Origin of the sequence: Methylocaldum sp. 14B (genome assembly GCF_002005105.1) — a bacterium.
Lineage (GTDB): Bacteria > Pseudomonadota > Gammaproteobacteria > Methylococcales > Methylococcaceae > Methylocaldum.
In genome coordinates, this window is sequence record NZ_MSCV01000003.1 from 32,853 (window position 1) to 53,953 (window position 21,101).

The window sequence follows — 21,101 nt, forward strand, 5'->3', positions numbered from 1 at the left end:
AAACTATCCGTGTCTGCGCTCGAACTCGCGCATGAATTCGATTAAGGCATCGACTCCTTCTTCAGGCATCGCGTTGTAGATGCTAGCCCTGAATCCACCTACCGACCGGTGCCCCTCCAGGTTCACTAATCCTGCTGCTTTGGCTTCGGCCAAAAACGTTTTTTCCAGGTCCGCTTTCGCCAGCCGGAACGGGACGTTCATGCGGGAACGATAAGCCGGCTGGATGGGGTTCGAATAGAACGTCGAACCGTCGATAGCGGCGTACAGTTTTTCCGCCTTACGGATATTGCGCGCTTCGACGGCAGCCAATCCGCCCTGATCCCTCAGCCACTCCAACACCAGGCCCAGCAAATACCAGTTGTAGGTCGGCGGCGTATTGAGCATGGAACCGCTGTCCGCCTGCTTCTTATAGTCGAAGATCGACGGCGTACCAGTCAGGGCCTGCCCGATCAGATCTTCGCGCACGATCACCACGACGATACCGGCCGGCCCCATGTTTTTCTGCGCGCCGGCGTAAATCAGGCCGAATCGGCCGACATCCAGCGGGCGCGACAGGATATTGGACGACATGTCGCAAACCAGCGGCAGCCCGGCCGAGTCAGGAACATCCTGGAATTCGACCCCGCCGATGGTTTCGTTGGCGGTGTAATGGAGATAAGCCGCATCCGGATCGATGCGCCAATCGGAGCGAGGCGGAACAGTCGTAAAGCCGCTTTCCTTGGAACTCGCCGCAATAGCGACCGAGCAGTACCGCTCGGCCTCGGAAACGGCCTTCTCCGACCAGAGGCCGGTATTGACATAGCAAGCCTTGAATTTTCCCCGAAGAAGATTCATTGGGACCGCCGCGAATTGTCCGGTCGCGCCACCTTGTAAAAACAAGACTTTGTAATTCGCCGGAATCGTCAGAAGCTCGCGCAGGTCCGCCTCGGATTTCTCGGCGACGGCGACAAAATCTTTGCCGCGGTGACTCATTTCCATGATCGACATACCAGTGGAATGCCAATCCGGCAACTCTTCGCGCGCGCGGAGCAACACCGGCTCGGGAAGCATGGACGGTCCCGCGCTGAAATTGTAAACCCTAGCCATCGTCGCCCTCCTGGTCTTCATCCGTTTCCGCCAACTCGTCGTTTTCGCCCTCAAGGACCGGAATCCTGTCCACTCCGACGACTTTTTCACCCGGACTGAGGCGGATCACCGTCACGCCTTGAGTATTGCGCCCGAGTTCCCGAATCTCTTCGACCCGCGTCCGCACCAGCGTGCCGGCATCGGTGATCAGCATGATCTCGTCCGAATCCTGAACGAGTACGGCGCCGACTACCGAACCGTTACGTTCGCTGGTTTGGATGGCGATCACGCCTTGGCCGCCGCGGCGGTGTATCGGAAAGTCGCTCAGCGCCGTACGCTTGCCGAACCCGTTTTCGGTAATGTTCAGCACCGAACCCTCGGTGCCGATGATGAGGGCAATGATCTTCTGGCCGTCGTGCAGCGTCATGCCGCGGACGCCGGTTGCGCCACGCCCCATGGGCCGCACGTCCTCTTCCTCGAAGCACACGGCCTTGCCCGCATTGCTGAACAGCATGACATGCTGCTTGCCGTCTGTGATGGCCACGTTCACCAAGTGATCGTCCTGCCGCAGATCGATGGCGATTTTCCCGGACGGGCGCGGACGCTCGAACTCCCGCAGCCCCACTTTTTTGACGATACCCGAGGCGGTCGCCATGAAAACGTAATGGCTTTCGTCGAATTCCCGAATCGGGAGGATGGCATTGATGCGCTCGCCCTGCTCCAGCGGCAGCAGATTGACGAAAGGCTTGCCGCGCGACACGCGGCTGGCCGAAGGCAGCTCGTAGACCTTGAGCCAGTACACCTTGCCCACGCTCGAAAAGCACAGAATGGTGTCATGGGTGTTGGCCACGATGAGTTTTTCGATGAAATCCTCTTCCTTGGTGGTCGCCGCCGCCTTGCCGCGCCCGCCCCGCCGTTGCGCCCGGTAGGCGCCGAGCGGCTGCGATTTCACGTAGCCTTCGTGGGAAACCGTGACCACCACGTCTTCCTCGGTGATCAGATCTTCCGCGGACAAATCGAGACGGTCCTCGATGATTTCGGTGCGACGCTTGTCGCCGAACTGGTCGCGGATGGCGACAAGCTCGTCGCGGATGACTTCCATCAATCGCTTGTCGCTGGCCAAAATTTCGAGGAGCTCGTCAATCTGCGCCAACAGCTGCTTGTATTCATCGATGATCTTGTCCTGCTCCAGCCCGGTCAGGCGGTGCAGACGGAGATCCAAAATTGCCTGCGCCTGCTCCGGCGACAGGTTGTAACCGTGTTCGGTCAGACCGTAACCGGCCGCGAGGTTTTCCGGACGGGACCGCATTGCGTCTTCCACCCTGGCCAGAAGATCCGAAACCACGCCGGGACGCCAGGTGCGCTCCAATAGCCGCTGTTTCGCTTCCGCAGGATTGGGCGACGTCTTGATCAGTTCGATCACTTCGTCGATATTCGCGAGAGCGACGGCCTGACCTTCCAGGATATGCGCACGTTCGCGCGCTTTTCGAAGATCGTACAGCGTGCGCCGGGTGACGACTTCGCGGCGATGATCGATAAACGCCGCGAGCAACTCCTTGAGGTTCAGACAGCGCGGACGTCCGTCCAGCAAGGCCACGGTATTGATGCCGAACACGCTCTGCATGGCGGTCTGCTGATAGAGATTGTTCAGCACCACTTCCGGCACTTCGCCGCGCTTGAGTTCGATCACCATGCGCATGCCGTCCTTGTCCGACTCGTCGCGCAGCCCGGAAATGCCCTCCAGCTTCCCCTCCTTGGCCAGCTCGGCGATTTTTTCCATGAGCCGGGCCTTGTTCACCTGATACGGCAACTCGCTGACGATGATGCTGGTGCGTCCGCCGTCTTCCTCGAAATCGCAGCGGGCACGGATGTAAATGCGGCCCCGGCCGGTGAGATAAGCTTCACGGATGCCGCTCGCCCCATTGATGATGCCGGCTGTGGGAAAATCCGGTCCCGGGATGTGTTCCATCAGTTCGGCGATGCCGGCATCCGGATTCTCGATCAGCAACAAGCAGGCGCTGATGACTTCGGTGAGATTGTGGGGCGGGATATTCGTCGCCATGCCCACCGCGATGCCTGCCGAACCGTTGATGAGCAAGTTCGGAATGCGCGTGGGCAGTACCGAAGGCTCTTTTTCGGATTCGTCGTAGTTCGGGATGAAATCGACCGTCTCTTTCTCGAGATCGGCGAGCAATTCGTGCGCAATGCGGGCCATGCGCACTTCGGTATAACGCATGGCCGCCGGCGGATCGCCATCGACCGACCCGAAATTGCCCTGACCGTCGATTAGCATATAGCGCAGCGAAAACGGCTGGGCCATGCGCACGATCGTGTCATACACCGCGGCGTCGCCGTGCGGATGGTATTTACCGATGACGTCACCCACGACGCGGGCAGACTTCTTGTAAGGCTTATTCCAATCGTTGCTCAGCTCGTGCATGGCGTAAAGCACGCGCCGATGTACCGGCTTCAAACCGTCACGCACATCCGGCAAGGCGCGCCCCACGATCACGCTCATGGCGTAATCGAGATAGGACTGTTTCATCTCGTCTTCGAGACTGACCGGAATAATTTCTTTGGCGAAGGAAGTCATGAGGGAGTGCTGTACCGTAAAGGAGCCGCGCCGCTTCAGATACGCCGCGTAAATAACCAACCGGCATTATAACCGTTGAGGCGTGGCCGCTCCACTAAAGCAGGAACGACAGTTGTTCACCGTCCCTGTGCATAAGATTGTGGACCGACCTTAGATAGGCAATCTAAATCATTATTAACCCGGCCTATAAATATAGGCCGGGTTAATCCGGGGCAGGGATGCCCCGGCGCGGCGACAAGCCGCGTGAGCCCAGGCCGGGCTTGTACCGGCCTGGGCGGCGGCCCGAAATACCAGGAGGGTATTTACGGGCCTGATTAATAATACCTAAGACATTCAAGAAAATGGCGGAAATCTGGCCAGTACCGGACAAGCACCCGGCTTACCGCCCCTGCCGCCTCCATCGATCGACGATACCCTCGATGTCTAAATCTTCCGGACCGGACTTCCACGCCGAATAGAAATCCGCGTCGTTGCTGTTGGGCGTCGGGTCGGGCTTATAAATCTGGGTCCGGGTAGGGAGTGGGATGGCCTCGCCGAGGATCATGGCCTCGCCCCGGCTGAGAGACGTCAGGATATCGACCAAATCGGACTCGCCCTCCGGCACCAGCTTGCGCACATAGTCCTGGTCGTCGGGATTGGTAATGCGCAGGCAGATGTACGTGCCGCATTGCGACAATACCGTTTCCGACAACTCGTGGGGCCGCTGACTGATAACCCCCAAACCGACACCGTACTTGCGCCCTTCCTTGGCGATCCGCTCCATGGTCTTGCGAGTGCCTTCAAACTGGGTGTTGGACTCACGGGGAATATAGGCATGAGCTTCTTCGCAGACCAGGAGAATGGGAAACTCTCGGTTGAACGGGTTCCAGTAATTGAACTCGAAGGCCAAGCGCCCGATCTGCGCGGAAACGGTCGGACGCACGTCGAAAGGTACCGGGCTCAAGTCGATAATCGTGATCTGACATTTGGGGTCGCCCAATCCGACGAAATCCCGCAGCAGCCCGGGCAGACTCTCCGAGCGGTTCCGTCTTACCGGATTGAGCAGAAAATCATAGCGCACGTCATTGAGCCGGCTCAGCAGCTTGACCAGAAACTCGTCGAACTGGCCGAACAGCGGGCCTTTGGTCTTGCCGAAATCGGTGCGGAATTCATTGGCTTCCTTGAAGCTGTCGTAAACCTCCTGTAACGAGAAATAAATTGGCGAGTCGAGCGAGATTGTTTCCAAATCCAGGGATTTCGCCGATTTTTTCTTCAACTCGTAAATCGTCTCGCGCAGGAAAGCAGTCTGTATGGCAGCTCCCGGGTCGTTGCGATCGATCAGCAGGTCGAGCAACTCGGCGAAAGTCATCAGCCAATAAGGAATTTCCAGGGCTCGGGCGTCGAGATAACGCGTCTGTTCCGGCTTAAAGGCGGAATGGAGAGCCCTGCTCCTATCCTTCCAGCAATATTCGCCGTGCAAATCGAGCAGGATGATATGCGCGTTGGGCATGGCATCGACCATGCGCTGAATCAAACTTGCCACCGACCATGACTTGCCGGAGCCGGACTGCCCGAGAATAGCGAAATGGCGACTGCACAAAGCCGACGGATCCAGGTAAACGCCGGTCGAGGGATGGCTGCGGAGATAGCCGGGATTGAACCGATACTGCCGGTAATTCGCGAAAATCGAATCGATCTCGTCCTCGGCCACGATGTGCACTTCGGCGCCGGGTGTCGGAAAATGCCTTACACCGCGCTGGAACACGCCTTCATCGGTAATTTGTCCGAGCGGCGTAAGCGCGACCAGGCTGCCGGCCGCGGAACGGCATATTCGACCACCGGAACGATCTGCTTCTACATGATTGATCAGCGCCAAGGATCGAAAACCGTGCTGACGGATCGATACGTAAGATCCCGGTTGTCCGACCACTTTGAGCTCACCGTCCACCGACACAGTCGGGCAAAAGCCTTCTTCCTCGCTCAATAGCTTGGCTACGAATTGACCGTTGCGAACTTCCAGCAAATGACCAATCAGCGTATCGGTGTGTTCGGACATAACGGACCCCTAAAAAGCGCCTGTAAGAAAACCGGAGCCTCCAGCCGGTTCGGTCCGACGGCTGGGAGCCGCCGCTCGCTCCGATCCCGACAGTCACTGTAGAACTTCTGGAGAACTGGCCCAAAAGTTAGACCAGTTCGGCGAATATGCGAATCGGGCCGGTGCGATTCGGCCTGCGCCGCCGCTCTTGGCGCCGCTCGCTTCCTACTATCCGAACTGCCTCGCTGGCAGTACAAGGACCAGGGAAACGCCAGCGCTAAAAATAAGAAATTTCTTGTTTCCTCCCACCTATACTCTAGGCCGTCATCCCCATGGTCCCCGGATTTTTCCTAACACCAGCGCGGATGGCCTTTTCGCAACGTGAACGAACCCTGCCTCGACGATGCAAACGGAACGCGCGCCCGCGCTTTGCCTGCCGAGCGGACTGAATAAAGGCTTCTCTATGAAAATCAATCTTCCCGTCACTGCAAACGAATCGACGTATCCCGCCGGTACACAACTGATCTCGACTACCGATCTTAAGGGAATCATCACTTACGCGAACAAGGACTTTCAGGCAGTCGCCGGGTTCACCGAACAGGAGCTATTGAATAAGAACCACAATATCGTTCGACATCCGGATATGCCGCCGGAAGCGTTCGCCGATCTCTGGACCACCTTGAAAAACCGGACCCCTTGGATGGGCATCGTCAAAAATCGATGTAAGAACGGCGACTATTACTGGGTGGACGCATTCGTTATGCCGATGCTGGATAAAGACCGCATAATCGGCTACGAATCGGTGAGGGTGAGTCCTTCACGGGAGTACGTTGCTAGGGCCGAAGCGCTCTACCGGTCGTTCCGCGAAAAAAAGTTCAAGCTGCCTTCGCTGCTCCGATTGAGCTTCTCGGCGAAAGCGTTCGTCGGATTTCTCGTCGCCATGGCGCCCCTGCTAGCGCTCGGTTTTACCGGAGCCGGCGCACAACCCGTGTTTTATGCGGCAGCCGCCGTCAGTGTGGCCCTCTCGTTATTCATGGCACGTCTTCTCACACGGCCGCTCACCCAGGCTGCGAATTTCTCCAAGCAGTTCATCGACAACGGCATCGCCCGAAAGGTCTATGCCGGAAGAGATGATGAAGTGGGCCAATTGCAGACCGCTATCGTCTCCTTGCAGGCTAGGCTGCGAACCGTAATCGGGCGCTTCGATGATGCCGCCGCCCGGCTCCAGGACATGGCGACTCACGCCCGGCAGGCTGCGGGCCAGACCAGCAACGACCTCACCCATCAGCAGTCGGAGATCGCCATGGTAGCGACGGCGGTCGATGAAATGACGGCAACCGTTCAGAGTATCGCCCGCAATGCCGCAGAAGCCGCTTCCGCAGCCGACCGCGCGACCCATGCAGCCGGCAAGGGCAAGCATGCCGTGGGGCAGACCAGCGTTGCAATCGACGACTTGGCCCATGAGGTCGAGAATGCCGCACAGGTGATAGAAAAACTGGAACAAGAAAGCAGAGGCATCGATGTCGTAGTCAACGTGATCCGCGACATCGCCGACCAAACCAATCTGTTGGCCTTGAACGCCGCCATCGAGGCTGCGCGCGCGGGCGAGCGGGGACGCGGTTTCGCGGTCGTTGCCGAAGAAGTACGCAAGCTGGCGTCCACCACCCAGAGTTCGACCCGGGAAATCCAGAAAATCGTCGAGCGGCTGCAGAAAGAAGCCCAGGAAGCCACCGCCGTTATGGAGAAAGGCCGCCGGCAAGCTCAAGTGAGCGTGCAACAGGCGGAGGTCTGCAATGAAACGCTTTCCGAGATCACGCGAGCGATTGAAGAAATCAAGGATATGAATGTGCAGGTAGCAAGTGCCGTGGAGGAGCAATCCTGCGTCACTCAAGAAATCATGCGCAACGTTGAAAACATCAACCAAAAAACCACGAACATCGCGAAAGAGGCTGAGCGGACCGCCAACACTAGTGAACAAGCGTTACAGTTGGCTGTGGATCTTGAAAACCTCATGAACCGTTTCGCCCAGGCCGACGAATGAGCGATTCGACTAACCATCCAATCGGACGCTCGAGACTTTGCGCACGGGAAGCATTAACCGATCAACTGACAAGAGCAAAAGCCGACGACCGGCCATCACGAGAGGAGCTCGAGCCGGGCTATATCTATAGCGTTTTCGATGTCCTCCCCGCTGGGATAAGTCTCTTTCTGGGACTCGTATCGAGCGAACAAATCGCCCGGAATCCGGACCAGATACTGGCGGACTTGGTGGTTGACCCGATTCCGGCCCCTGTCCATGAAAACACGCCGCTCGAAATCGTGAAAAACCGGCTGAAAAACGAGCACCTGGCGGCTCTAGCGGTTTTCAACGATAGCGGTGATTTTATCGGAGCCGTAACCCGAACCAGCCTGATTGACGCGCTCCTGAAGCGCGAAAAGGAACTTTTGTCGGATGCATCGCATCGCCATGCCGAATTGTCGACGAATCGCGACCCTTCGCCATCCTGGTCCGAGCAGCTGAGGTCGCTTAGCCTAGCGACCCGCTCCTTGCTGCGGATCATGAATACGATAAAGCTGGAACGGCATCTATTGGAAAGTTCTCTCGAATATCTGACCCGTCTGCTGTCGGCGCGCTACGGGGCGATCGGGATTTTCGACGAGCAAGGCCAACTCGCCGAATTCATCTACACAGGTTTGAGCGAAGAACAGGCGCAGCGCATCGAACACTGGCCGGAAGGAAAGGGACTCCTCGGGAGGGCACTGGCCCGGAACCAGTTTCTGCGGCTGCAGAATCTGCACGAGCACCCGCATGCGGCGGGATTTCCGCCGGGCCACCCGCCCATGCGCAACCTTCTCGCCGTCTCGATTTCCCACAACGGAGAGACGTATGGGCGCCTCTATCTCTGCGATAAGACAGACGGCGGGTTCTTCGACGGGGACGACGAACTTCTCGTCGCCACCTTTGCAGATACTTTAGCCTTGGCAATTCGGAATATCTGGAACAAAGAAGGACGCCGGCGCGCCGAAGAACAGCTTCGAATCGCCGCCAGCGTGTTCGAAACCAGTTCGGAAGGCATCCTCATCACCGACGCCAAAGCCAATATCGTGATGGTGAATCGTGCGCTGACCACCATCACCGGCTACTCGAAAGACGAGGTGATAGCACGCAAACCTTCGATGTTCAGTTCCGGACGGCACGACCGGCAATTCTATCGCCAAATGTGGCTCAGCCTGGATGAATCCGGCCAATGGCAGGGCGAAATCTGGAATAAACGGAAGAGCGGCGAGATCTACCCGGAATGGCTGAGCATCACTGCATTGAAGGACGACGGACATCAAGTCATTCGCTACATAGGTGTATTCGCCGATCTAAGCTCCCGAAAATTTACGAATTCTCTCGTCGATCAGCTGATCAATCACGACCATCTGACCGAACTTCCTAACCGACTGATGTTCCGCAATCACCTGAAAAAAGCCATCCTCAGGGCGCATGGCGAACGCAAGCAGGCAGCGTTGCTGTACCTCGACATCGACCGCTTCAAGACCATCAACGATACTTTCGGCCACCAGATCGGCGACCGCCTGCTGCAACAGGTTGCCGAGCGGCTGACAAAGTGCTTGCGTGAAAAAGGACGCACCCGCCGAGGCGACGTCGTTGCCAGGCTGGGCGGCGATGAATTTGCACTTATTGTCAACGATCTGGGTGGCCCAGACGATGCGAATAATATCGCCCAGCGGGTGTTGAAGGCATTTACGGAACCTTTTCTGTTCGGCAATCGTACACGCCGCATTACCGTAACCATCGGCATTGCTTTGAGCCCCCGCGATGCCGAAAACGTCGACGACTTGATCCGCCACGCCGATTTGGCGATGTACGATGCCAAGCACCAGGGCCGGAACACCTATCAGTTCTATTCCGGCAAAATCCACGAGAAAAACAGCACGCGGCTGGATTTGGAAAACGACTTATACAACGCCCTGGAGCGAAGAGAATTCTCGCTTCATTATCAACCTCAGGTTGACCTACGAAACGGCCGTATCGTCAGCATGGAGGCGCTCATCCTCTGGAATCACCCGGACCGCGGCATGATTCCTCCAGACCAGTTCGTGCCGCTTTTGGAAGACACCGGCCTGATTAATCCGGTCGGAGATTGGGTACTCGAGCAGGCCTGTCGGGACTGTCTTCAGTTCGGGAAAATCCTGGGAACCGATCTCAGCGTCTCGGTGAACCTATCCGGCCATCAATTCCGGAATAACCTCACCAAGATCATCGGGTACATTCTGTCACGCGTCGGTCTTTCGCCGTCACGGCTCAAACTGGAGCTGACCGAAAGCCTCGCGATGCAGCAGGTGCAAGAGACCATCGCCGTGTTGGATCAGCTGGCCGACATGGGGATCGACGTGCTGATCGACGACTTCGGCACCGGTTATTCCTCGCTAAGCTACCTGAGGCAATTCAAAATTTCCGCCCTTAAGATCGACAAATCCTTCATCGCCGGCGCGTGTTTGGAGAACGATAACGGAAAAATCATTCGAGCGATCATCGGTTTGGCCCACAATCTCAACCTGCAGGTCGTTGCCGAGGGAGTAGAATCGCCCGAACAACTCGAATTTCTCCGCAGCCACCATTGCCATTTTGGCCAGGGCTATTTGTTCAGCCGGCCGCTGCCGCTTTCAGAGATCGCCCAGTTGGCAGGGCGCCGCATGGATCGCAGTGGCCCGTTGAACTGACAAGAATCTTGGACCAATTCCTAATCGCTCCCGGAACTGCCTGCCGTCAGCCTTGAATCCGATACCACGCCAGGCCGATCCATTCGTGAAATGCGAAGGCGCTGTTGGTTATGGCCCGATAGCTGGGTACAAAATCGATCGGGCTGAGGCGGTCCGTCGGCACATATCCCGTTCCGGCAGGGACCACTTCCAAGCCTTCCCGCTCGAACTCCGGAACCGCTCGCGGCAGATGCCAGGAATGGCTGACGAGATAAATCCGGCGTATGCCTGCTTGCCTGAGAATCGGCGCGGAGAATCGGCCATTCTCTCTCGTATTTAGGGACCTGCTTTCGACCCAGCGGACCGGGACGCCAAACTCGTTCTCCAAAATCGAGCGCATGATAGGACCTTCCGCCGCGTAGCCTTCGGGCGCGCCGCCGGTGACCAAGATCGGTTTTCCGGTCTTGCGGCACAAGGACGCTCCGTATCGAATCCTTTCCAGAGTGCGATCATTGACGGTTGCATCGCCGCCATACTCCGGTGCATTCGACCGAATGCCCCCGCCGAGAATCACGATGGCTTCCGCATCGCGGTCGACGGCAGGCAGAGGCGGAACCTGGAGCGTAGCCAACAGACAGTTGGACACGTAAGGTATCGACAGCAGCCCCAATCCGAAAAGGCCGACGGCGATCAAACCGCGGCCCAGCCGAGGCCGCATCTTGAGCTGCCAGAAACCGATTGCTCCGATAACGAGCATGTTGAGCGGAGGCAACAGCAACGCAGCGAAAAGATTGGTAATAGACCAGTTCCAGTTCATGATATGACTATATTTATGAAAAGAGACAGCAGAACGTATTAGCGGACATCGGGGACGGGATAGCCGCTAGAATCAGAAGAAAAGCACGAAAATTCCAGGCTGCGTTTTTCCGCTTCCTCTCGTCCGGCTCGTAATATTTTTCAACTGCTCTTCTATCATTGAGAGCTCAGATCCAATCCACTTATTGTTGTCGAGACCATTTCATGCAATCGATCAAGGCTCGAGTCTTTAAGCCTTTTGTATTTCTTAAAGTTCAAATGGCTTATGTTTTTGTGGCCGTCCTGCTAACGTCTCCTGTTTCCCGGGCCGAAACCCAGAGTGCCTCCGCTTTTTATGAAGACGCCTTGGTTTATTACAACAAGGAGGATTACAACACTGCGGTGATTCAACTGAAGAATGCTCTACAGTTATCACCTGGACTACCTTCGGCTCATCTGCTTCTGGGACTCTCTTATCTCAAACTAGGAAACGGAGAACTAGCGGCCGAGGAACTGCTTAACGCCAATCGCCTGGGCGCGGATCGCTCCTTGACCGTAGTGCCACTCGCCCAGGCCCTACTAACGCAGATGAAGTACCACGATCTGCTCGCGACGGTGTCGGCCGAAGGTTTTCCACCGGAGCTTCGGTCCGAGATTCTCGCTCTACGCGGACAAGCTTATACGGAGGTGCGGGATTTCGAAGCAGCGGCGGCGAGTTTCCGGGAGGCAGGGAAACTCGATCCGAAAGCCGTTTCGCCATTGGTTGGGCAGGGAACCCTGCTCTTGCGGCGAGGCATGGTGGACGACGCCGAAAAGATCGCAGCAGAAGCCGTATCCCGCGATGCGACCAATGCCGATGGCTGGAATCTCAAGGCGTCGATCAGTCACGCCAAGGGGCAACATGAACAAGCCATAGAAGAATATGGCCGCGTGATCGACCTAGAACCGAAGCATTACGAGGCCCGACTCGCCCGCGCCGGCCTGCTGTTCGAGCTGGGCAAGAACGATCATACTTCGGAAGACCTGAATTTTCTGCGAAAGACGCAACCCTTCGAGCCTAGGGCCAACTACCTTTACGCGCTGTTAATGGCGCGTAAAGGTGCGCCCGAAGCTGCGAAAACCGCGTTGAACGAAACTGTAACCGTTATCGATGGACTCGATACGCAAGTCGTAAGGGGAAAACCTACTTTATTGCTGGTGGCGGGGTTATCTAATTACAACCTGCGCCACTTCGAAAAAGCTCGTGAATTCCTGACCCACTATTTCGAGCAATATCCAGGCCATGCAGAAGTCGCCGAAGCGCTCGGCTCGGTGCTGGTGGAGCAAAGAGACCATAACGAGGCTATCCGTATCCTCAGCCAGGCACTCAAGTACCATCCCGATCATTTCCGCTTGCTGTATTTGCTCGGCACCGCTTACATGCACAAAGGCCAGCATTCGGACGCGATCACCGCACTCGAGAAAGCGAGCCAAGCCAGCGGCGGTTTAGCGGAGGTCAAAACCCAGTTGGCATTTAGCCGCTTGGGAACGAGTCAGCAGAACATCGGTATCAGCGAACTGAGATCCATTCTCGAGAACGATCCCGGCCAGCGCCCAGCGGCAATCGCGCTCGGTGTGCTGTACCTAAAACGGGGGCAGCCAGCGGAAGCCGTGAAGATTCTGACAAAGTCGCTGGAGCGAGAACCGAATAACCTGACGCTGATCAACATGCTGGCGGCGGCCCAAATGGCATCCGGGGAGCGCGATTCAGCCCGGAAGAATTTCGAAAAAGCGCTCTCAAAAGACGCCAGCTTTCTTCCTTCGCTGATTAATCTCGGCAAGTTAGATCTAATCGAAGGGAAAATCGAGCAAGCCGAAAATCGCTTCTTGGGTATTCTTCGAGAACGGCCCCAGGATACGCAGACCATGATCCAACTCGCTGCGCTGGAGGATGCCCGCGGACGCAGCACCGAGGCTCTACGGTGGCTCGAAAAAGCGCGAGCCGCCGATAACAAGGCCATACACATCAAACTCAAACTGATCGACAGGTATCTAGGAGTCCGCGATACCCAAAGAGCACTCGCTGTGGCTCAGGAAGCGGAAACGATAGCTCCCGACAATTTGGACGTTTTGACGGCGTCCGCCCGCTGTCAGCTTGCCCTTGGTAAAAAACCGGTCGCGCAAGTTATCTTGCAGAAGATAGCCCGCTCGGCATTCAACGATGCCGAGCGATTGTTTAAAACGGCTGGATTGCAAATCGCTGCGGATGCCGTGAGCGACGCAATCTGGTCTCTCGAAAGCGCCGCCCGCGCCAACCCGGATTATCTTCCCGTCCAGGCGGCTTTGGTGGAGACTTACCTAAAATCTGGGATAACCGAAAAAGCCATCGAAGTAGTAGAGAATCTGCACAACCGACATCCCGACCTCGCTTTGAGCGATCAACTGACGGGCGACATTCGGATGCATCAATCCCAATACGCCGAGGCCATTGTCAGTTATCGATCCGCCTTCCAGAAGAACCAAGATTCACTGGGCGCCGTCAGGCTCTATCAGGCGCAAAGACTGGCGGGGAAAGGCGAGGAAGCGTTCCGTTTCCTGGAGCAATGGGTAAGTTCCCACTCGGAGGATTTCAATTCGATGCAAGCCCTCGCCGAGGGCTATCTCCAGGCTGGGAAACAGGCTGAGGCGATCGGGTATTTCGAACGGATTCTCAAAAGATACCCGGACTACCCGCCTACCTTAAACAACCTGGCTGTTCTCTATTCGAATGCAAACGACCCGAGAGCTTTGGAGCTCGCGGAACGAGCCCACAAAGCGGCTCCGGACAACCCCTCGGTGAACGACACGATCGGATGGATTCTCGTGCGACAGGGAAAGCCTGCCGAAGGATTGCCCTACTTGCGGAATGCCCATATTCGTTCGTCGTCCGACCCCGAAATCCGTTACCACACTGCCGTCGCCTTGGATGCACTGGGCCGGAGAAAAGAGGCCCTTAACGAGCTAAACGAAGCTTTACGTGCGAATACGATGTTCGATGAGATCGAAGACGCGAAGAAATTACAGGCTAAGCTGCAGGATCATCGGTAAGCGGGTCGAGATTCGGATCGCTGTACGACGCTTACATTTTCCTTGTCGAGAACAATCGCTTGAAAAATTCGTTACTTAAGAAACGAGCACCGATTCACCCAAGTTTTTCGTTCTCGTTCTGTTCCCACAAGCGCGTCCTCATGTCAGTTTTTTTTACAGTTTTTCCATATGGCCGTCGCTCATTAGCGACATTAAAGCCCATGCCATTGAAAATTAACAAAAAAACAGTATTGGCACCTCGGTTGCATAATACTTGCTGTAACAACAATAAAACGATGAGTAACAGAATGCGCACACTGAAACGACTCGGTAAATTCGCTTTGGTTGGATTCTTTGCTTCATTTTTAGCGCCCATAGCTTCGGCGAACTATACCTGGGGACTCCCCAACAGTGGCATCACGACGACTAGCGGTGCTCCTGGCCTAGAGTGGTCAGCCTACGTAAATTCAAGCAACACCTACGGAAGCGGAAATCTCCGGACAGCAAACGTAGGCACCTATTCCGGAGGATTGGGCGTTTGTTCCGCCGGCGACTCAAGTTGCTCCACACCGGAACACGCGATGGACAATTACCGACGCATTGATTCGATAGTCTTCGCTTTCGATGCAGCCGTCGCACTGGACCAAATCACCATCGGATGGCCGAATTTTGGCAACACTAGCCAATGTGACATTGGCTATACTCAAATAACCTGCGACACGGATATCACGGTTCTGGCGTATACCGCAGATACGAGCGACACCGCTGTGTTGCCGAACCTAACCGGATACAACTATAGCAATCTAACCACGACCGGCGGGTGGTCCTTGGTTGACAACTACGCCAATTTACAAAAAGACCAGCCGACGAACATCAACCCGACCGGCATCACCTCCAAATATTGGCTGGTCAGCGCCTACAATCCGAAAATTTCCTGCGGGTCTGGACAGACTTGTGGATTGACTACGAAAGACGACTTCGTGAAGATCGCCTCGCTGCACGGCTTGATTCGCACTCCGCCCCCGACTTCGGGAAGCCCGGTTCCAGAGCCGGCGAGCCTCTTGTTGCTGGCATGGGGCATTCCCCTGCTGAAAACTCGTCGCGGCAAGAAGACGCTAACTGCCTAACTGAAGTGTTATCCATTGGTCCGCGCTGAGCCGCCACTCCAGTTAAAGTGCTGGCGGCGAGACGGGCCTTTCGCTTCTTCCTACGTGTTCAAACAAAGGAGCAAATTCCGAGGCAGCAAGGCAAGGATCGCCCACCCCGAATACCGACTCGATCACCGCCAATAAATCCGCCCCGGCATGTACTAACTGGCCACCGTTCTCAGCCGTAATGCCGCCAATGGCCGCGATAGGAATGCTTAACTGCCGCTTGGCCAACGATAACGTTTCGAGGTGAGCGCAAGGCGCATCGGGCTTGGTCTTGGAAGGGAAAAACCGGCCAAAAGCGACATAGCTGGCACCGCCGGCTTCGGCCCGGACGGCGAGATCGACCGAATCGTAACAGGATACGCCGATGATGGCGTTCGGCCCCAGAACGTCCCGCGCTTCCGTCAACGACAGATCGTCCTTACCCACGTGCACCCCGTCGGCACCGACACGACGGGCAAGTTCCACATCATCATTGATAATCAACGGCACGCCGCCGTCGCGACAGACGGCCAAGAGACGCGCCGCCTCGCGTAGCGGATCGCGGGAGGCTTTCGCGCGGTACTGAACCACGGCAGCCCCGCCCCGAATGGCTGCCGCCACAGCCTCGGCCAAGGCTTGTTCATTCCGGTAAGCTTCTCGAGTGATGGCATAAAGCCCAGAGCGGGGAAACGGTAAGCGGATGTTATGCATGTCCTGGTCGATCAGCCCTTAATGGGTAAACTGGTGAATGGGCATTTGAGCGCCAAATTTGGCGCTCTCAGAATCGCCGAACAATTCCGTGCCGGATGCCAATATTACCGAAATTGCATGCCAATCATCTTTATAGCGCTCAGCAATTTACCGGGATTCAGCGTAAATGCTACTTTTTTTTTGATGCAGGCCTTGAGCATGAATCCATCGCCAAAGCCGTGCAATCGCAACGATCCCCAGCATGGTGGCCATACCTAAAAAGAAATCGGGACGATTCAGAAGCGCTTCCCGAGTCTCTGCGATCAATTGGGGCGTCAGTTCTTTGTACAGGAGGTAGCAGGCGATCGCGATGACGAATACCGCAAAGATCCGCCGCAATGATTGTCCACTGACATGGCGAGAGAGCAGTCCGCCTAACACGCTGCCAACGATTGCGACGCCGGTGACGATGGAAACCAATTCGAGATCGATACTGACGTGAGTAATATATCCGGCGAGGCCCGCAAACGATTTCATGGCGATGACCAACAATGAGGTGCCGATAGCCGCGTGCATGGGCAATCCACCGAGCAAATTCAAGGCAGGCACGACCAAGAAGCCGCCGCCGGCACCAACCAATCCGGTGAGGACACCAACCATGAGCCCGTCGAATATAATCGCCAGCAAAGGGAGATCGGCCGGACAAATCGGCTTAACCGCATCCGCTTCCACGTTGTTTTGCCGTCGCCCGCGCAACATCGCCAAAGCTGTGCCGAACATAATGGCAGCAAACAGCAACAGCAAAACGCCGCCCGGAACATAGGCCGCCAGCCGTCCGCCGCCATAGGCACCCACCATGCCCGCGATGCCGAAGATCAGTCCGGTACGCCAGCAGACCCGCCCGTTGCGGGCGTGATTGACAACTGCGGCGAGGCTGGTGACGCCCACGACGACTAGAGATGTAGCAATGGCTGTTTTAGGTTCGATATGGACCAAATAGACCAGCACCGGGACTGTGAGTATCGATCCGCCACCGCCGAGCAATCCCAGCAGCAAACCGATCACGAGCGATAAGATGACGACGAGGGTCATGAGCAATCTCCCTCAAATACCGGATGACCCGACCTCTCAATTACGCACAGAGGCCGGGTTCCGGTAATGTTTCTCTGGCGAGCGAGCGTTTCAGCCGTGGCGTACGGCGAGTTCCCGGCCGCAGGCTTGGTTTGCCGGCAACGCCTGATCGATGTACTTCGGATACGGCAGGTCAAGTTTATTCATGATATCGATGAATTCCTCGCGACTCTTGCCGCCTCCCACGCGTGGATTTTTGGCCATCTCCTGTTTGATGGTAGAAACCGTGTTGCCGTTGTAGTCATGCCCCGGATAAACCAGAGTATCGGGCGACAGGGTGAACAGTTTCTTGATGATGCTGTCGTACAGCCGACCGGCATCGCCCTGCTGAAAGTCGGTACGCCCGCAACCTCCGATGAACAACGCATCGCCGGTAAAAACCCGGTCGCCGACGACATAGCTTACGCAGCCGTTGGTGTGGCCGGGAGTGTGCCGCACCTCGATTTCGATGTCCCCTATCTGAAGCAGGATGCCGTCGGTCACCAGAAGATCGGCGCACATGGCGCCAGCGTCACGGTGCACGACGCTCTTGCTGCCCAAACGCTCGCGCAAAAGCCCGGAGCCCGTAATGTGGTCGGCATGGACATGAGTCTCCATCGTGTAGCGCAGATCAAGGTCGAGTTTTTTTATTAGGCCAATATAATTTTCGACCTCGGTCGCGACCGGATCGATCAGCAACGCGCGACGGGTCCGTTCGCAGGCGAGCAGATAGGTGTAGGTAAAGGTATCGGGTTCAAAAAGTTGTTTGAAGATCATCGTAGCCTCCTTTGGATCAGGAATCCGCCAACTCTGACTGACTACTTACAAAGACCGTGCCTACGCCGGAACAACCCTTCGCATCTACGGCGTGCCCGGCGTTTCGCGGGTTTTTACGACTCCTGGCCATGGCCCTACCTACCCGACGTTTCATTATACGTTTCGCGTGATACATTATGTGCAACAAAACACGTCGCTTGAAACACCCCCGAAACCTTTCAATCGCCTCATTGTGAGCCAGTTCTCTCCTTTTCTGAATCGTTGGTTGAGCACCGTCGGACCCGATAGAGCCGTATCGACTTTGGCCGAACTGATGGGCGGCGCCGTCTTCGTCGTTAACGCAAAAGGCGAAATTTTGCTATGGAGCCGTGGAGCAGAGCGCCTGCTCGGCTTTTCCAGCGAGCAAGTGCTGGGACAACCTTGTAGCTCTGCCATCCGTTGCCGAGATCGCGATGTTCGAAATAGCATTGCCCAAGAAGGAAGGATCGACGGCGTTTCGATTGAACTCGATCATGCACAGGGCGGAACCGTCCGCGTCAAACGCTCGGCCCAAGCTTTCTTCGACGCCCAAGGGCGTTTTGCGGGAGCGATCGAAATGCTTTGGCCGGCAGAGGCCGAGCCCAGAACGAAAAGCATCGGACTGCAAGCGGCGGATAAAGCGGAAGTCTTTCATGGCCTCATCACCCGCGATTCCGCCCTCAAGCAAGCCTTCCAAATCATCCGCAACGTCGCCCAGACCGAAGCAACGGTTTTGATCCGGGGCGAATCGGGCACCGGCAAGGAATTGGTCGCTCAAGCCCTGCACGAGGAAAGCCATCGCCGCAGTCATCCGTTCTTAGCCATCAACTGCGCCACGCTTAGCGCCAATCTGTTGGAAAGCGAGCTCTTCGGGCATGTCCGCGGCGCATTCACTGGCGCGATCAAGGATCACCAGGGACTGTTCAAACGCGCCGACGGCGGCACGATTTTCCTCGATGAAGTCGCGGAACTCCCGCTGGAGCTGCAAGCCAAGCTGCTGCGCGTACTCCAGGAGAAAACCTTTATCCCGGTGGGCGGCGATCATCCGATCACCGTGGACGTGCGCATCGTCGCGGCCACCCACCGGTCGCTGCGCGAGGAAGTCAAGGCCGGACACTTCCGCGAGGATTTGATGTACCGCTTGCGCGTGGTCCCCATCTTTCTGCCGCCGCTGCGGGCACGGCGGCAGGACATCGGTCTTCTGTTGCAGCACTTCATCGACCAGCACAATCTTCACGGGCCGCGCCGTATCCAGAGCATCGAACCGGAAGCCATGCGGGTGCTTTTGGATCATCACTGGCCCGGCAACGTGCGCGAACTGCAAAATGTCGTGGAATACGCCTTTGCCGTGGGACGGGGCGACGTACTGCAGCTGGACGATCTGCCGCCCGAATTTCGAGAAGAGCCCCTATCGCCGACGGTCGCCGACTTGCCGGTAACGGAAAACGAGGCCGATCGCATTCGCCGAGCCCTGGCATCCGCCCATGGCCATATCGACCGCGCTGCGCAATTGCTCGGCATGAGCCGAGCGACCTTTTGGAGAAAGCGGAAGAAGTACGGGCTGTGAAAGAACTGCGATATCGTTGCCGTTACGAGCCGGCATCGGCGACGAACTCGATGACCGTCGCGCGTGTTTGGGGGATCGAACTCGGCCATGGACACGACAGCAGCTCCGCGATCAACGCGGGATTTCCCAGACGATCGCTGTTGGTCGCCTACTCTCACGGGACCGTCAGATCGGGATAGCAGAAAAATTCATCCGAGGTCATCCGAACCTTGACCTCTCGAAACGTTCGAAATCCGTAGCCTCACGCTGCGCGAGCTTCGCGACAACGTTATAATCTCGCCGTTTTTCTCTTCTTCACGCAACGGGAACATCATGTCCAACCAGACTGTAAAAAAGGTCGCCCTCGCCTACTCCGGCGGGCTCGACACCTCTGTCATCCTCAAGTGGCTGCAGGAGACCTACGGCTGCGAAGTCGTCACCTTCACCGCGGACATCGGCCAGGGCGAGGAGTTGGAGCCCGCGCGTGTCAAAGCTCAGGCTCTCGGCATCAAAGAAATCTACATCGACGACCTCAAGGAGGAATTCGCCCGGGATTTCGTGTTCCCGATGTTCCGCGCCAATGCGATCTATGAAGGCGAATACCTCTTGGGAACGTCGATTGCCCGACCCTTGATCGCCAAGCGTCTCATCGAAATCACCAACGAGACCGGGGCCGACGCCATCGCCCACGGCGCTACCGGTAAGGGTAACGATCAGGTCCGGTTCGAATTGGGCGCTTACGCGCTGCGGCCCGACATCAAGATCATCGCCCCTTGGCGGGAATGGGATCTGAATTCGCGCGAGAAGCTCCTGGCCTATGCCGAGCGGCACGGCATTCCGATCGAAATGAAACGTGGCAAGGCATCGCCCTATTCCATGGATGCCAACCTGCTGCACATCTCCTACGAAGGCGGCATTCTCGAAGATCCATGGGCCGAACCCGAGGAAGACATGTGGCGCTGGACCGTGTCCCCGGAAAAAGCAGCGGACAAACCGACCTATATCGAGCTGAGTTACGAGCGCGGCGACATCGTAGCTATCAACGGCGAATCGCTCTCACCCGCACAAATCCTGGCGAAGCTCAACCAACTGGGCGGCGCTAACGGCGTCGGCCGCTTGGATATCGTCGAAAACCGGTACGTCGGCATGAAGTCCCGCGGCTGCTACGAAACACCGGGCGGCACCATCATGCTCAGAGCCCATCGCGCCATCGAATCCCTCACGCTGGACCGCGAAGTAGCACATCTGAAGGACGAACTGATGCCCCGCTATGCCAGCCTAATTTACAACGGCTACTGGTGGAGCCCGGAACGTCTGATGCTGCAAGAACTGATCGACGCCTCGCAGGCGGCAGTGAACGGCGAAGTCAGAGTGAAGCTTTACAAAGGCAATGTGACCGTCGTCGGCCGCAAGTCCGACAGCAACAGCCTGTTCGACATGAGCATCGCCACGTTCGAGGACGATCGCGGCGCGTACAACCAGAAAGACGCGGAAGGGTTCATCAAACTCAATGCCTTACGCATGCGGATTGCTGCGAAAAAAGGTCTGAAGTTCGTCTAAACGAAAAAAGCCCGTGGTCTTACCGCGGGCTTTAAGAATTCCGTT

Annotated in this window: 13 protein-coding genes; 6 read left to right on the forward strand and 7 right to left on the reverse strand. The window is 56.7% G+C overall.

The features are described from left to right. Positions 1 to 3 precede the first annotated feature (3 nt). From serC to B2A78_RS02730, 3 genes are all read right to left on the reverse strand, one after another. Positions 4 to 1,086 carry a 3-phosphoserine/phosphohydroxythreonine transaminase gene (gene serC, locus B2A78_RS02720; RefSeq protein WP_077728377.1) on the reverse strand — a complete coding sequence of 361 codons (1,083 nt, stop codon included), beginning with the start codon at positions 1,084 to 1,086 and terminating at the stop codon, positions 4 to 6. Continuing rightward, positions 1,079 to 3,658, reverse strand: a complete 2,580-nt coding sequence (gene gyrA / locus B2A78_RS02725) for a DNA gyrase subunit A (RefSeq protein ID WP_077728536.1) — start codon at positions 3,656 to 3,658, stop codon at positions 1,079 to 1,081. Before gyrA ends, serC begins: the two co-directional genes overlap by 8 nt. A gap of 379 nt (positions 3,659 to 4,037) precedes the next feature. Next, positions 4,038 to 5,693, reverse strand: a complete 1,656-nt coding sequence (locus B2A78_RS02730) for an ATP-binding protein (RefSeq protein WP_077728378.1) — start codon at positions 5,691 to 5,693, stop codon at positions 4,038 to 4,040. 442 nt (positions 5,694 to 6,135) lie between these two features. Here B2A78_RS02730 and B2A78_RS02735 point away from each other — a divergent pair, with 442 nt between their 5' ends. Next, on the forward strand, positions 6,136 to 7,713 hold the full coding sequence (locus B2A78_RS02735) for a PAS domain-containing methyl-accepting chemotaxis protein (protein WP_168175325.1): 1,578 nt from the start codon (positions 6,136 to 6,138) through the stop codon (positions 7,711 to 7,713). After that, entirely contained in the window at positions 7,710 to 10,403 is a 2,694-nt protein-coding gene (locus tag B2A78_RS02740; protein ID WP_077728380.1) for an EAL domain-containing protein, read from the forward strand. Before B2A78_RS02735 ends, B2A78_RS02740 begins: the two co-directional genes overlap by 4 nt. A 46-nt stretch (positions 10,404 to 10,449) precedes the next feature. Here the strand turns inward: B2A78_RS02740 and B2A78_RS02745 are convergent, their stop codons facing one another. Continuing rightward, complete coding sequence (locus tag B2A78_RS02745) at positions 10,450 to 11,199, reverse strand: YdcF family protein (protein ID WP_205780647.1); 750 nt, start codon at positions 11,197 to 11,199, stop codon at positions 10,450 to 10,452. Positions 11,200 to 11,402: 203 nt separating this feature from the next. Here B2A78_RS02745 and prsT point away from each other — a divergent pair, with 203 nt between their 5' ends. Together prsT and xdp1 are read left to right on the forward strand one after the other, a co-directional pair. Beyond that, positions 11,403 to 14,243, forward strand: coding sequence for an XrtA/PEP-CTERM system TPR-repeat protein PrsT (gene prsT, locus B2A78_RS02750; protein WP_077728381.1), 2,841 nt, complete (start codon positions 11,403 to 11,405; stop codon positions 14,241 to 14,243). A 287-nt stretch (positions 14,244 to 14,530) separates the two neighbouring features. Then, the gene (xdp1, locus tag B2A78_RS02755; protein WP_143735049.1) at positions 14,531 to 15,349 is read left to right on the forward strand and encodes an exosortase-dependent surface protein XDP1; all 819 of its coding nucleotides are present in this window, start codon (positions 14,531 to 14,533) and stop codon (positions 15,347 to 15,349) included. A gap of 42 nt (positions 15,350 to 15,391) precedes the next feature. Here xdp1 and thiE read toward each other — a convergent pair whose 3' ends face one another. The 3 genes from thiE to B2A78_RS02770 all read right to left on the reverse strand — a co-directional run bounded on the left by thiE (position 15,392) and on the right by B2A78_RS02770 (position 17,932). After that, complete coding sequence (gene thiE, locus B2A78_RS02760) at positions 15,392 to 16,066, reverse strand: thiamine phosphate synthase (protein ID WP_077728383.1); 675 nt, start codon at positions 16,064 to 16,066, stop codon at positions 15,392 to 15,394. 147 nt (positions 16,067 to 16,213) lie between these two features. Beyond that, entirely contained in the window at positions 16,214 to 17,137 is a 924-nt protein-coding gene (locus B2A78_RS02765) for a sulfite exporter TauE/SafE family protein (RefSeq protein WP_077728384.1), read from the reverse strand. Positions 17,138 to 17,227: 90 nt separating this feature from the next. Continuing rightward, the gene (locus B2A78_RS02770; RefSeq protein ID WP_077728385.1) at positions 17,228 to 17,932 is read right to left on the reverse strand and encodes an MBL fold metallo-hydrolase; all 705 of its coding nucleotides are present in this window, start codon (positions 17,930 to 17,932) and stop codon (positions 17,228 to 17,230) included. 265 nt (positions 17,933 to 18,197) lie between these two features. On the opposite strand from B2A78_RS02770, the gene B2A78_RS02775 reads away from it, so the two are divergent. Both B2A78_RS02775 and B2A78_RS02785 read left to right on the forward strand, forming a co-directional pair. Next, the gene (locus tag B2A78_RS02775) at positions 18,198 to 19,517 is read left to right on the forward strand and encodes a sigma 54-interacting transcriptional regulator (RefSeq protein ID WP_240502380.1); all 1,320 of its coding nucleotides are present in this window, start codon (positions 18,198 to 18,200) and stop codon (positions 19,515 to 19,517) included. A 312-nt stretch (positions 19,518 to 19,829) separates the two neighbouring features. Further along, on the forward strand, positions 19,830 to 21,056 hold the full coding sequence (locus tag B2A78_RS02785) for an argininosuccinate synthase (protein ID WP_077728388.1): 1,227 nt from the start codon (positions 19,830 to 19,832) through the stop codon (positions 21,054 to 21,056). Positions 21,057 to 21,101 lie beyond the last annotated feature (45 nt).